Annotated in this window: 13 protein-coding genes; 8 read left to right on the forward strand and 5 right to left on the reverse strand. The window is 47.7% G+C overall.

The annotated features are described in order from the left end of the window. The first annotated feature begins 246 nt into the window (after nucleotides 1–246). Nucleotides 247–1,743 carry a C69 family dipeptidase gene (locus tag WC7_RS02525; RefSeq protein ID WP_016155025.1) on the forward strand — a complete coding sequence of 499 codons (1,497 nt, stop codon included), beginning with the start codon at nucleotides 247–249 and terminating at the stop codon, nucleotides 1,741–1,743. Nucleotides 1,744–1,805: 62 nt separating this feature from the next. On the opposite strand, the gene WC7_RS02520 is transcribed toward WC7_RS02525, so the two are convergent. Then, nucleotides 1,806–2,468 (reverse strand): LuxR C-terminal-related transcriptional regulator, encoded by a 663-nt coding sequence (locus WC7_RS02520; RefSeq protein ID WP_016155026.1) that lies wholly within the window; start codon nucleotides 2,466–2,468, stop codon nucleotides 1,806–1,808. Between the two features lie 482 nt (nucleotides 2,469–2,950). Between WC7_RS02520 and WC7_RS02515 the strand changes: the two genes are divergently transcribed. Genes WC7_RS02515 through WC7_RS02500 form a run of 4 tightly spaced genes read left to right on the forward strand, consistent with a single transcriptional unit; the run spans nucleotide 2,951 to nucleotide 7,726 of the window. After that, the gene (locus tag WC7_RS02515) at nucleotides 2,951–3,532 is read left to right on the forward strand and encodes a fimbrial protein (protein WP_016155027.1); all 582 of its coding nucleotides are present in this window, start codon (nucleotides 2,951–2,953) and stop codon (nucleotides 3,530–3,532) included. Nucleotides 3,533–3,586: 54 nt separating this feature from the next. Then, complete coding sequence (locus tag WC7_RS02510) at nucleotides 3,587–4,291, forward strand: fimbrial biogenesis chaperone (RefSeq protein WP_016155028.1); 705 nt, start codon at nucleotides 3,587–3,589, stop codon at nucleotides 4,289–4,291. Nucleotides 4,292–4,316: 25 nt separating this feature from the next. Then, complete coding sequence (locus tag WC7_RS02505; protein WP_016155029.1) at nucleotides 4,317–6,788, forward strand: fimbria/pilus outer membrane usher protein; 2,472 nt, start codon at nucleotides 4,317–4,319, stop codon at nucleotides 6,786–6,788. After that, nucleotides 6,779–7,726 carry a fimbrial protein gene (locus WC7_RS02500; RefSeq protein WP_016155030.1) on the forward strand — a complete coding sequence of 316 codons (948 nt, stop codon included), beginning with the start codon at nucleotides 6,779–6,781 and terminating at the stop codon, nucleotides 7,724–7,726. Before WC7_RS02505 ends, WC7_RS02500 begins: the two co-directional genes overlap by 10 nt. A 60-nt stretch (nucleotides 7,727–7,786) precedes the next feature. Here WC7_RS02500 and WC7_RS02495 read toward each other — a convergent pair whose 3' ends face one another. Together WC7_RS02495 and WC7_RS02490 are read right to left on the reverse strand one after the other, a co-directional pair. After that, nucleotides 7,787–8,623 (reverse strand): helix-turn-helix domain-containing protein, encoded by an 837-nt coding sequence (locus tag WC7_RS02495; protein WP_016155031.1) that lies wholly within the window; start codon nucleotides 8,621–8,623, stop codon nucleotides 7,787–7,789. Nucleotides 8,624–8,978: 355 nt separating this feature from the next. Then, the gene (locus WC7_RS02490; protein WP_016155032.1) at nucleotides 8,979–9,884 is read right to left on the reverse strand and encodes a LysR family transcriptional regulator; all 906 of its coding nucleotides are present in this window, start codon (nucleotides 9,882–9,884) and stop codon (nucleotides 8,979–8,981) included. 110 nt (nucleotides 9,885–9,994) lie between these two features. On the opposite strand from WC7_RS02490, the gene WC7_RS02485 reads away from it, so the two are divergent. The 3 genes from WC7_RS02485 (at nucleotide 9,995) to WC7_RS02475 (ending at nucleotide 12,330) form a co-directional block, all read left to right on the forward strand. Next, nucleotides 9,995–11,002: a zinc-binding alcohol dehydrogenase family protein gene (locus WC7_RS02485; protein WP_016155033.1), complete on the forward strand. Its 1,008-nt coding sequence runs from the start codon at nucleotides 9,995–9,997 to the stop codon at nucleotides 11,000–11,002. Between the two features lies 1 nt (nucleotide 11,003). Continuing rightward, on the forward strand, nucleotides 11,004–11,309 hold the full coding sequence (locus tag WC7_RS02480; RefSeq protein ID WP_016155034.1) for a putative quinol monooxygenase: 306 nt from the start codon (nucleotides 11,004–11,006) through the stop codon (nucleotides 11,307–11,309). A gap of 118 nt (nucleotides 11,310–11,427) precedes the next feature. After that, a complete protein-coding gene (locus tag WC7_RS02475) occupies nucleotides 11,428–12,330 on the forward strand; it encodes a carboxylate/amino acid/amine transporter (RefSeq protein ID WP_016155035.1) in 903 nt (300 codons plus the stop codon). 28 nt (nucleotides 12,331–12,358) lie between these two features. On the opposite strand, the gene nlpA is transcribed toward WC7_RS02475, so the two are convergent. After that, on the reverse strand, nucleotides 12,359–13,177 hold the full coding sequence (nlpA, locus tag WC7_RS02470; protein ID WP_016155036.1) for a lipoprotein NlpA: 819 nt from the start codon (nucleotides 13,175–13,177) through the stop codon (nucleotides 12,359–12,361). 171 nt (nucleotides 13,178–13,348) lie between these two features. Next, nucleotides 13,349–13,765, reverse strand: coding sequence for a GNAT family N-acetyltransferase (locus tag WC7_RS02465; RefSeq protein WP_016155037.1), 417 nt, complete (start codon nucleotides 13,763–13,765; stop codon nucleotides 13,349–13,351). Between the last annotated feature and the right edge of the window lie 39 nt (nucleotides 13,766–13,804).

Consider the following 13,804-nt stretch of genomic DNA (forward strand, 5'->3'; position numbering starts at 1 on the left):
CATTGCTATTCTTCATCCCGAATCAGGAAACATCCTGAATACCACGATATCCATTGCGCAATAATTAAGCGAAATGGGCGTTTTATTTTGCCCAGAAGACTTCAACCTACGGATGGATATTTGGAGAAGACGTGGACAGGGGCGTTTATCTCTCTCGCGAGCAATGTCTGAGCGTTCAGGCGTTATCGCATTTCAGGAAACGGTGTGTTTCCGGTGTATTTTTGGCGTACATATGAGGGATACGTAATGTTTACTTTTAAAAAGTGCCTGATTGCACTTTCTATAAATTTGGCCGTTGTTTCATCAGGTTTTGCTTGTACGACCCTATTGGTCGGTAATGAAGCATCAGCGGACGGCTCCATGCTGGTAGCCCGTAGCGCTGACAGTGATGCCCTGAAAGCGCAGCATTTTGTCATTCATCCGGCCAAGCAGAATCAGACCGGGGTATACAGCACCAAAGCACATAATGGCGCGAATGACTTTACCTGGCCGCTACCCAAAAACTCTCTGCGTTATACCACCGTTCCAAACTGGAAAACCCAACTGCACGGCGCGACCGGATTTAACGAATTGGGCGTTGGCGTGAGCGGTACAGAATCTATTTTTGCCTCAGCAAAAGCGCTGGCTGCCGACCCCTATGTCGAGGATAAAGGGATCACCGAAGATGATATCCCGGATATTCTGTTGTCCCAGAGCAAAACCGCGCGTGAAGCCGTGGCGCTACTGGGTCATATCGTTGAGACCGTCGGCGCTGGGGAAGGTTTTGGCGTGGCCGTCGTCGACGATAACGAAATCTGGTACCTGGAAACCGGCAGCGGTCACCAGTGGATGGCGCAGCGCCTGCCGAATAACCAGTATTTTGCCACCGGTAATCAGGGCCGCTTACAGGATTACGACCCTAAAAACCCGGACATGATGGCGTCAAAAAACCTGATTCAATTTGCGACCGAAAAAGGTCTGTACGAACCGGCAAAAGATGGCAAATTCAACTTCTCCAAAGCCTATACCCGTGATGATGAACGTGACCGCACGTATAACGATCCTCGCGTATGGACCATCCAGAAAGAGTTCAATCCTTCCGTAAATCAGGATATGGCCAAAGGGCGCGAATTCCCGGTGTTCATGACACCAGAGAAGAAGATGACGCTGGATGATGTGAAGGCCGTGCTGCGTAACCATTACGAAGGCACCAGCCATGACCCGTACACCAACGGTCTGAATGGCAAAGAGCCATGGCGTCCGGTTAGCGTCTTCCGCACCTATGAAGCACACGTGATGCAGGTCCGTCCGTGGTTGCCAAAAGAGATTGGTGAAACGACCTACATTGGTCTGGGTATGGCCGACCTCACCGCGTTTGTTCCGTACTACAGCGGCCTGAAAGCGTATCCGGCAAACTATACGATGGGTACCGATAAAGCGGACGATCAGTCCATTTACTGGAAATACCGTAAGTTACAGACGCTGACGATGACCGATTATCCGAAGCTCGCGCCAATCGTCAAAAAAGCCTACAAAGCATGGGAAGATAAAGTGGCGAAGGAGCAAAAAGAGGTCGAAGCAAAATATCTGAAGATGGCGAAAACCGATAAACCTGCCGCAGATAAGATGCTGAATGACTTCAACTTGCGCATCATGGCCGATGCCGAGAAGCTGACGGAAGATCTAACTAATCAGCTGTTTACCATCCGCACTAAAGACATTCAGTCTGATATCTTCTTCGCAAACGCTGCGAAAAAAGACTGAGTAACGACACGATGACATGCTGGCGCAAAGTAAGCTTCAAAACTTTGCGCCAGTAGTACGGCTTACATTTCCTTCCGCGGCAGTTGATCGAGAGCCAGACTTCTTAGATGCAAGTTGGCCCAGCAAGCTGCCTGTGTTCGGTTATTCACAGATATCTTTTTAAATATATTATAAATATGCGTTCTCACTGTATTTTCACTAATAAAAAATGCGTTAGCAATTTCTACATTAGACGCACCTTTCGACAACTCAGTTAAAATTTCATATTCTCTTTCGGTTAAAACGCCGTAGTTATTATCTGATGGCGTGAGGTTTACATACTCTGGCAGCGGTGACAGTGAGCGTGGTGGACGGGAGGTTTTTAGCCCCTCTTTAAGGAGTTCTAACAAATATTCTGTAGAGCAATTATTTGGTACGATCGACTCAAAATTTGGCCATAGCATGCTCTCATAGAGTGGGAGCGACCGCAGGCAGTTAATAATATAAACGCGCAAACTATATGCGCTGTCATTGAGTAATTTTGACCAGACATTTTTTAATTTACGGCTTGATGCCTGTATATCATAGAGGATGATACTTCCCTCAACGATAAATGACATGTCTGGTCTGCTAATGTTAACAAAATCAACCAAGATATCGTTTTGCTTATTGAGATAATCCAGCAAGAGTTGCGTCTGTATTGATTGGTTACTAATGAGTATTATCTTACTGTCCATGTTAAGCATATGTAGCCTTCATTCAAATGATGATTGACAATATTCCTTATCGTTATTGCATGCCAAGCCAATAACAAGTCACTACTTAAGATTAAAGATAATCTGATTGAATTATAAGAATTTAGCTAATTGTGCAATTCGATCATTCGCTTTTTCCGAGCGCAGGATTCGATTTTTCTTTATAGCACTTAAAGAAGTATCACAATACAAACATAACATATTGTATTCCAAGTGTTTTTATTTAACCCTTGAGTAAAGGACTATCTCAATCACAATCTGCTTATAGATAATAATAATTCATTAATACTCATAGTTAATGATCATTATTAATATTATAGGATGAGTGAAATACGTCCAATCTACGATGTACAACAATAATTTATCTAACATAATTGATAGCGGGCGACAGCCTTACAGGGCGCAAGAAAAAAAGGAGCCCAGACAATGTTACTGATAATAGGGACGATCTATCTCTAAATGAGGAGCGCATTATGAGTAAACTATCCATTATAAGTTTAATTAGCTGTGCCATCGCAATTCCTTCCGCTATGGCAGATTTTGGACATGGCCCCAACAGGGATCAAAAAGGCGTTGTTAATTTTTCCGGTCATGTTTATTCCAATTCGTGCATAATTGAAGCAGGTGATAAAGATAAACAGGTAAAATTAAACCCAGTTCTCAATACATTAGTTAGCAAATTACATGCAACGCAACTCCAGCAATTCAGTATTAAGGTGAAGGGTTGTTATATTAATGAAAAAATAGTTCCCAAATTAGCCTGGAATGTTAATTCCCCTCTAACTCACGATGGATATCTCAAAAATACGACAAGGGGTGGAGCCCAAAACGTAGCGCTAGTCCTTAAGGATAATCGTGAAAAAAATATTAACCTGAGAAATAAGAATGACCGATTTGAACCTGAGAAAGATTATCTCCGACATGGCAATGATAGCCCGACTTTAACTTATAAATTCAGCGTGGGTTACATTATACCACGTGAAAATAGTGGTTCATCATATGTTCAACCGGGACCGGTAAGCGCTCAGGCAAACTATAGCATTACTTATCTCTAAATACACAATGCTATAGCTGCCTTGCGCTATAGCATTTATTTTAATAGAGGCTTCATGAAAATTTTCATTTATTTATTAGCTCTATTTGCTCTCTCTACCGCACATGCAAATAATATCATTGTCAATGGCACCCGATTTATTTACTCTGAAGATTCCGCAGAGATCACGATACAAATGACGAATACGGGAAACTATCCATCGTTGGCCCAGGTATGGTTGGATGAGGGAAATCCAGAAAAGTTACCGGAAGAAATTTCCACTCCATTTATTATTTCTCCACCCATTGCCCGCGTTGACGCAGGCAATGGGCAATCACTCAGAATAAAAAAAGCCGTTGATAAAAATATTGTCGCCACCGACCGTGAGTCTATGTGGTGGCTTAACATACTGGATATTCCTTCCGTGGATAAGAATAGCGTCACGGACAATTCAGCTGTGCTCAATTTAGCCATTCGCTCACGCTTTAAGTTTTTCTGGCGACCCAGTGGGTTAGGTGACCGTCAAAACGCGGAAAATAAGGTAAAAATTATTGCTAACCAACGTGACATAACGCTGGTAAACCCCACCCCCTTCTTCATCACGGTTGCGGATATTGTGACGTCATCAGGCCATGGACTCATAAACGAAGGGGTCATGATCGCCCCGAAAAGCAGAACGACTATCAATGCAAAACAACAAGTCGGCCAGGGTGAATCGGTTGTTTTACAAGCAATCAGCGATTACGGCGGAATTGTGGAACACAAAACAACCATTAATTAATAAAAAGGGATAAAAGGAATTAGTAATGGGTTTATGTAAAAGGATCCTCACCATACCCTGTTTCATTATTTTTCATGGTTCATTATTTTCCGTTGGAGCTCACGCAGAAGACAGCACTCGCTACGAGTTCGATAACGCCATCTTAATGGGCAATGCTTCACTTAACGATTTGCAGTCCTTTAATGCCGCAGGCTTATTGCCCGGGACATATATCGTAGATATTTATATTAATGATAACTGGCGTGGACGTCGTGAACTCTTATTCAAAAAAGATAATCACGGCGATTTAGTTAGCTGTTATTCAGAAGCATTTCTCAAAGGCGTGGGCATTAACCCAGAAAAAATGAATCAAACGCTGGCAGCTCACCCTTCACGCTGCGGCAGCATTGCCGATTGGGACACCAGCGGGAAAGCAACGGAGAGACTCAACACCAGCCAGCTTGAGCTGCGCATCACCATCCCGCAGGCTTATGTTGATAATATCGAAAACAATTATGTCCAACCTGAACTCTGGCAACCAGGGGCGCCGGCGATTAATTTCAGCTATAACGCCGATTATTACAGCACCCAGCAACGTGGTAACGATCGTTCAAGTACGGACAGCGCCTGGGTGGGAATGGATATCCGAAGCTCTGCTGGAGGGTGGCTAATTGAACATTTTGGTAGCCAAAATTGGGACAGTAAAATAGGTAGCCATTACGCCAATAATCGCACGACGCTAAAACGGCCCATCACTCGTTGGAAATCCATGTTAAGCGCTGGCAAGTTCTATACTGACAGCCAGATGTTCGACAGTATGGCTATTCTCGGAGTGGGATTGGCTTCTGAGGATTTAATGCGCCCGGATAGCACGCTGAACTGGGCGCCGATTATTCGCGGCGTAGCTGAGACCAACGCCCGTATTACCGTTACCCAGGATGGTCAAACCATTCATCAGTCCTCGGTTCCGGCTGGGCCATTCTCGATTGATTCCGTGTTGCCCGCGAATACTGGCGGCGAGTTGCTGGTCACGATTCAGGAATCAGACGGGCGTATCCGCCGCTTTACCGTTCCATACTCTTCGGTACCACAGCTACTAAAACCCGGCATTTCGCGCTATGGCATCACTCTCGGCACCGTCGATGAAGATAATTATGATGAAGATCCGTTTTTAGCCCAGGCCTACTGGCAGTATGGCCTGAACAACTATTTAACGTTGTATACCGGGGCCTCTGGATTCGAGCGCTATCAGTCAGCCCTCATAGGTAGCGGTCTGAACACCCAACTCGGCGCATTCGCCCTTGATATCACCCAATCGCGCCTGAAGCTTGAGGACAATCGTCAACAAGGACAACAGTATCGTCTGACATGGAATAGCACCCTACCCTGGTCGGCAACCGCGCTCTGGCTGGAAGCAAAATACAGTTCACATCACTTTTACGGTCAACGCGATGCCCTGGATGCCCTGGATGCCCTGGATGCACAGGCATTCGTCAGCCAATATTTCTCGTCACGCGAGAAGCAGTCGTTTAGCGCCAGTATTAATCAGCCGTTATCCGATACCTGGGGCTCATTCTATTTATCCGGCTCTCTTAAGAAGTTCTGGGATCAGCAGGATAATTATCGCCAGTATGCCGTGGGATACACCAATGCCTGGGGCAACCTGACCTGGAGTATATCCGCCCAGCGTTTCTGGAATGAGGATCAACAGGGTTCGGTCACCAAAGATGACCAAATCATGCTCTCATTCAGCTATTTCCTGCCCCGGGATAACGCCGGTTTTACGCAGATCTCCTCTGATAGCTACAGCAATAACGGCAAAGCCAGCAATACACGCCTCGGCTTCACGACCTCGACTGATGAGGAAAACAATATCGTTTGGGGAGCCAATACCGGCTATCTCCGCGGCGGTAGTGTGGAATGGGGAGCAAACGGCATGGTGCGTACGCCTTATACCTCGCTGAACGGGACGTGGAGTCAGAGTAACTCATGGCACCAGGTAAGCGGTGGAATGAGTGGCATGCTGGTTGGGCACGCGGGGGGAATAACCTTCTCGCCAGAGCGCTCAGATACCGTCGCGCTGGTCTATGCGCCTGATGCGCATGGCGCTCATCTTGAAGGCGTACCTGGAACCCGCTTCGATAAAAATGGCTACGCCATTCTGCCCTGGCTTCGTCCGTGGCGCGTGAATGACGTTACTATCGATCCAAAAGGTTCAACTGAAGGTCTGAACTTTACCAAAACTCAGGCCAAGGTTGCGCCTTACGAAGGTAATGTCATTCCAGTCACCTTTGAAACGACGCTCAGAAAACAGAACATTATTTATCCCCGCCTGCAGGGTCAGCAGAGAATGCCATTCGGTGCCATCATCCGCGACAATGCCAATAATCATGTCGGCTACGTCGGACAAGGCGGTGCGCTTTATATTGATGAAACCACCTCACCAGAAGTGTTCGTTTCACTGGAAACAGGGAAATGCACGATCGTGTTAAAAAACCAGGAGGCCACATGTCGGTAATACGTACCGCTTTAATTCTGGGCTGTGCCTTGGGCATTCATCAGACAGCCAGTGCTGCATGTACCCTGACCACACAAAAGTTTATTTTGTCGCCGGAAATCGTTAACGATAAGCAATCAATCCAGTCAGGGGGAGTTATTCAGACGCGCACGCTTTCGCTACAGAATATTCAGGCGTCAGGCTGTACTAACAACCAGCCTTTTTCCGCACAGATTATTGGCGATCGGTCCGCAATGAAACAACCCGGTATTATACGCAGCAATGTGAGTGGAATTGGCATTAAAGTCACCCTGGAAACCTCAACCGGACAAACGATCCAGTGGCCATCAACTTTCAGAGCGACGGCAGATGAATTCAGGAACAGCAAAATAAAGATTGAGCTGATCAAACTGGATGATCAGCTTGCGGCAGGAGCCGCTGCGGGTTCCATCAACCTGCAAATCAGAAGTGAGGCTCAATCGTTGCCCGTGGTGGATATCATTGTGCCGGCAAAATATATCACGATGCTCAACCGTTCATGCGCAATCAAAGGCAACCGCTCGATCAACGTCAAACTGCCCGATATAGCACTTGAGCAATTCAGAGGCTATGGAAGCACTGCGGGAAGAAAACCATTTACTATCGACCTTCTCTGTAAAAGTGATTTTACGACGCCTTCCCGGGTTATTCTAAGCTGGAGCGACACAGAGAATGGTCACCGCAGTATTATCGGTGTACTAAAGAATATCCACCCCAAAGGCGCTGCTGGCATCGGCATTCAGGTGTTAGATCAACAACAACAGCCTGTTAAATTCAATACACCTTCATATATCAATTTAGCGCCTCAAGATAAAGGTAATCATTCCATCCCGTTTTATGCTCAGTATTATCAAACAGCTAACAATGTCAGTCCCGGCATTGTACGTTCAGTTTTGTATTTCAATGCTGAGTACCAATAATTAATCCTAATTTAGGCGTACTGCGAGGTCTTTGCTCCACGCAAGTGGAGCTTTTTTACATTACACATCTATCGGAATGTAATGTTCACAGGTGATTATTTTATTTTTAAGATCCTCTTGGTTATAATGGAATATTTCAATATCATAGCCTGCCTTTCTTTTTAATTTACTCTCCGGCAACATCTTAAAATAAATATATCTTGAATAGAGTGGATAGTCCTCTTTCTTGAATCTGAATGAAAAACAGGCATACGTTCCCGAAGGACACTCATAACGATTATAGGCATTGGGCGAATGATGACTTTTATTACCAATGATGCTTTTAACTTTCAACCGCATCATTGAGTTTGGATTAGACGAGAAATCAGTTAATGCCCACACATTTTGTTTTGAACTAGTAAGTTGCTCAAATATTAGATTTAATCGATGCAGATGCGAGTCACTGGCAGGCGGGATTGGTGTGTCATAGTTGTACTGAAATCCATGCACGGTATCAGCAGGTAAGGTACGTAGTTGCAATTCGCCGACAACAATATCACTGCGCAGTACAAACGACATTAACGGCGAAAGGTCCCAACTGGGATTTTTACGGTATTCTGTGGGGGTATAACCGGTTAGTTTTTTAAATTCACGGCAGAAAGATTGCTGAGAATCGAATCCCACCCGCACTGAAATATCGATAATATCCATATGAGTAAGGCGTAACAAGCTTGCTGCTTTGGTTATCCGTCGCCTACGAATATAAAGCCCCACAGGCATATTTATTCGCTGTTTTAAAATATTCTGTATATGCCTGCGGCTGTATCCGGAAAACTGTGAAATGTCATCAATACCAATGCCTGAAACAAAATTATCTTCTATATAATACAATGCATCATTTATAGTCTTTGACTTCAATGGCCCTCTCCTACCCCAATAAATAACGTAATAACAAAAAGCATCAATGCGTTTAACAATCAGGCAAAGAAATAGGTATGTATCGGGGCTATTATGTTTTATATCGTAGCAGAAGGTATCTCGTCAAATACCTTTTAATAAATATACAAGTCATTAAATCATCGACCACAAAATCCTTAACATAAATATTATAAACACTGCATTAGTTTAAGAAATAATATTTATCGAAGAAACTATACTCATTGAAACAATTATCACTAACTGATCGGCGTTCCGATCAGATTAATGCCAGCAACAGAGATTAGCTATTATTTATGCGTATGGCTATCGAATAATATTCCTGAGATTGAACACCTCACGGGGAAATGCCCAACGTGTCACACCGCGCCTTCACGGCGTCATGCAGCAGACGGACAGCCGTTGAAAGCTGCTTACGATGTGGGCAAATCATATTCAGCGGGGCTTTCTCGCCCAGGTAATCAGGCATCAGTAGCTGCAATCGTCCATCACGCACATCCTCGCTGACATCCAGCCACGACTTGTACGCGATGCCTTCTCCGGCAATCGCCAGCCGTCGGATTACTTCAGCATCGTCGCTCATAATGGTGCCGTTAACCTGCACACTGCTAACCTCGCCGTTATGCGTAAACGTCCAGCGATCGTGCAGGCGTCCGCGTAAAACGAAGGTCATGGCGTTGAGCTGTGTTAAATCATCCGGAGTTTGCGGCGCGCCGTTTTGCACAACCCATTCCGGTGATGCCACCAGCACGCGTCGGTTACCCGATGCGACAGGCAGCGCAATGTAAGATGCGTCTTCGGTGTTGCCATAGCGAAACGCTACATCGACGGGGTCTTTAAAGACATCCGTCACCTGGTCGGAGAAAAAAATCCGCAGGCGCAGCGCGGGATAGCGGCGTCGAAACGACTGAAAGACCGGCAGCAGTAGGTTCCGACCGAGATCGGAAGGTACGGCGATTTGCAGCGTGCCTGAAACTTCATCTTCCGGGGTCTGAATTTTTTGCAGTCCGGCATGCATCACGTCCAGCATCTGGCGGGCATAGGGTAGCCAGACCTCACCTTCCGGCGTCAGGCGCAGACTGCGCGTGGAGCGGGCGAACAAGCGGATAGCCAGCGTAGACTCCAGGCGCTTAATAGCAGAACTGACCTGAGCAGGCTGAACGCCGACTTCGCGTGCGGCATCGCTAAAACTATTTAGCGCCGCGGCGCGGACAAACAACGTGAGATCTTCAAGCCGGAACATTTTCACTCCCCGAGTATAAGTCCTGTCGCCGAAGGGCTATTTTTCCCGTTCTGCTACCGGTTTACCATCGAATTATTCAACAGATAGAAGGTTTATGAACCGGAGAGATTATGAAAGCCATCGCTATTACCCGCGCCGCAACCGACGGCAGTAACATTGAATTTTTACAAGAGATTGACCTGCCCATGCCCGTCGCCTCCGGGCACGATCTGCTGGTTGAAGTAAAGGCCATTTCCGTCAATCCCGTTGACACCAAGGTCCGCGAAGGTTTTAACGCTGATGTGCCCCGCGTGCTGGGTTGGGACGCCGTTGGCGTAGTGAAGTCCGTGGGTGAAGCAGTCACTCTGTTCGCTCCTGGCGATGAAGTCTGGTACGCCGGTGCGCTGGGTCGCGCTGGCAGTAACAGTGAATTTCAGCTGGTTGATGAACGTATTACCGCGCTGAAGCCGCAATCTCTGGACAACGCTTCTGCTGCGGCACTGCCGCTGACCGCCATCACCGCCTGGGAAATGCTGTTCGACCGCCTGGGCGTTGAGGAAAATGGCAATGAAAATGATGTGTTATTGATTGTTGGCGCTGCTGGCGGTGTCGGTTCTATCCTGACGCAACTGGCCAGTAAGCTGACCAAAATGACTGTCATCGGTACCGCTTCACGTCCACAGAGCCAGAAATGGGTACGTGAAGCAGGCGCTCATCATGTGATTGACCACAGCAAGCCGCTGATGGAAGAGCTGGCTCGGATAGGCATTAAAGAGGTGACGCACGTTGCCAGCCTGAACAATACCGAGCAGCACTACCCGCAAATTATTGCCGCCCTGGCGCCGCAGGGCAAACTGGCGCTGATTGACGATCCGCAAACCCTCGATGCACGTCCACTGAAAGCCAAAAGCATTTCGCTGCACTGGGAATTTATGTTTACCCGTTCGATGTTTACCACCCACGACATCATTGCGCAGCATCAGCTATTAACCCGCGTGGCACAGTTGATCGATGACAACACCATTCGCACCACGCTGGGCGAGCATTTTGGCGCAATCAACGCGGCGAATCTGCAAAAAGCGCACGCGCAAATTGAAACCGGTCGTTCAGTCGGCAAGATTGTGCTGGAGGGGTTTTAACATGTCTGATTCAGAGGTGATTTCAATTATTGCGGTACTGAAAGCCAGACCGGGGAAAATCGACGCACTGAAACAGGCGCTGCAGGCTCTGCTGCTGCCCACGCACCAGGAGCCGGGCAATATTGAGTATGCCCTGTTCCAGTTGCGCGACACACCGGATGTCTTCTACGTTCGTGAATCCTGGCGCGGTCAGGCCGGTCTGGACGAGCATATCGCCCTGCCCCATTTCCAGACGTTTATTCTGCAAATGAACGAGCTGCTGGCCGAACCGCTACGACTGGATTATCTGACGCCGATTGCGCCGTAAGATGACTGCCGAAGCCCCCTGCGGTGTGGGGGGCTGTGCCCGTCATGTCTCACTCGCTTTGCTATCTCTGCTATGATGCCTGCACACAAATAAAACAAAACAACATGCAGAGGGATAGATGAGTTCCACCAGAAGAGGGATGATGAACGTCCTGATTGCCGCCGTATTATGGGGAAGTTCAGGCGTTTGCGCGCAGTACATCATGGAACAAAGCCAGATGTCGTCGCAGTTTCTGACCATGACGCGCCTGATTTTCGCGGGGCTCATTCTGCTGATGCTCTCTTTCGTTCATGGCGACAACGTGTTCTCCATTATCAAAAACCGCAAGGACGCCATCAGCCTGCTGATTTTTTCCGTGGTCGGGGCACTCACCGTACAGCTAACCTTCCTGCTGACCATCGAAAAATCCAACGCCGCCACCGCGACGGTGCTGCAATTTTTGTCACCGACCATTATCGTGGCGTGGTTCTCCGTGGTGCGCAAAGCGCGGCCGGGGGTTTTAGTGCTGACGGCGATCTTCACCTCGCTCATCGGTACCTTCTTACTGGTCACCCACGGTAATCCGACGTCGTTATCTATCTCAGCTGCCGCGCTGTTTTGGGGAATAGCCTCGGCGTTTGCTGCCGCGTTCTATACCACTTACCCCTCAACGCTCATCGCGCGCTACGGCACGTTGCCGGTTGTCGGCTGGAGTATGTTAATCGGTGGAATGATCTTACTGCCGTTCTATGCCGGGCAGGGAACTCATTTCGTGGTGAATGGCAGTTTGATTCTGGCGTTTTTCTATCTGGTGGTCATCGGCACGTCACTCACGTTTAGCCTGTACCTGAAAGGCGCGCAGATGATTGGCGGACCGAAAGCGAGCATTTTAAGCTGCGCGGAACCGTTGAGCAGTGCGTTGCTATCCCTGCTGCTGTTAGGCATCACCTTTACCCTGCCAGACTGGCTGGGTACGCTTTTGATCCTCTCATCGGTCGTGCTTATCTCAATGGACTCACGTCGCCGCGCCAGAGCGGTTTAACCCCAACCGGCGCGGCAACGGGTGACGATTACCAGCCCGGAACTGCGCCGCCGTTAAAGATAGTTTCAGCGGCCTTCGCCACTTCCGGTGACTGATAAGATTGCAGGAATTCTTTCACATTCTCGGCATCTTTATTGTCTTCTCGCGCCACGAGAATGTTCACGTACGGTGAATTTTTGTCTTCGATAAATACGCTGTCATGTACCGGAGAAAGCCCGGTTTGCTTGATGTAGGTGGTACTGATAATCGCCACATCCACTTTTTGATCGTCCAGCACACGCGGTAGCTGCGCCCCTTCCAGTTCCATAATTTTCAGATGTCGCGGATTATCCGTAATATCCAGCGCCGTTGGCAGCAGGCCGGTATCCGCTTTCAGAGTGATTAACTTCTCTTTTTGTAGCAGCAACAGCGCCCGCCCAAGGTTGGTCGGATCGTTAGGTATCGCAATCGTCGCACCGTCTTTTAGTTCAGCAACAGTTTTGATTTTCTTCGAATAACCCGCCATCGGGAACACAAAGGTATTGCCCACCGCTACCAGCTTATAGCCGTGCGCTTTATTATCTTGTTCAAGGAACGGACGATGCTGGAAGACGTTGGCATCCAGCTCACCATGATTAGTGGCATCGTTGGGCAGCAGAGAACCGCTAAACCCCACCAATTCCACCTCCAGGCCATATTTTTCTTTAGCGACTTTCTTCGCGACTTCCGCCACATCCTGCTCCGCGCCGTTAATCACGCCCACTTTAATATGCTTTGCATCATTGTTCTGCTGATCGCATCCTGCCAGCAATAATCCCGCCAGTAATAACACCGTCCCAGCCCCAAAATAAGGTATCTTCAGTTTCACGTTTTTTCCTTTTGCAATAACCGCCTGATGAGTAATGAAATGACTATAGCGGGAAGGCCGCTGCGGTTTAAAAAACGAAAAAGCATCAGCAAGAAGAAAAAAGCATAATGCGAAAAGGAAAATGAGTCGGAATGTGCCGTTAGGTCATCCCTTTTGCAGTCCTTCCGGTCATCAAAACGTTTTCGACAAATAATGGCGCGCGGAACCGGTTTCTGGAAAGTTATCGAGGGTCATTTGCAACTGATAGCCGTTTTTCTGATAAAACGGCAGCGCCTGGAAACTCATCGTGTCCACCAGCGCATGCAGGCATCCTCTCTCACGCGCCGTCTGTTCAGCGGCCTGCATCAACTTTGTGCCGTAACCGCCTTTACGCAGCGAGTCATGCATCCACAGGAAATCAATGCACAGCCATTCGCCTTTGATTTTACCGATCAGCCCGCCCAGTATTTCATTGTGCTCATCGCGCCAGTACACCGCCAGGTCGCCAAAATTGGTGGTCCTCAGGAACTGGCGATTGTAAGCGCGCAATCCAACAAGCAGAGCATTTTGATCGTCTTCAGTAATGGTATCTGTAATCTGTATTTGCATCCTATCCTCCTGAAAAACTAAAACTTCTGGCTGATTTTC

Source organism: Citrobacter sp. KTE151 (assembly GCF_000398845.1).
Taxonomy (GTDB): domain Bacteria; phylum Pseudomonadota; class Gammaproteobacteria; order Enterobacterales; family Enterobacteriaceae; genus Citrobacter; species Citrobacter braakii.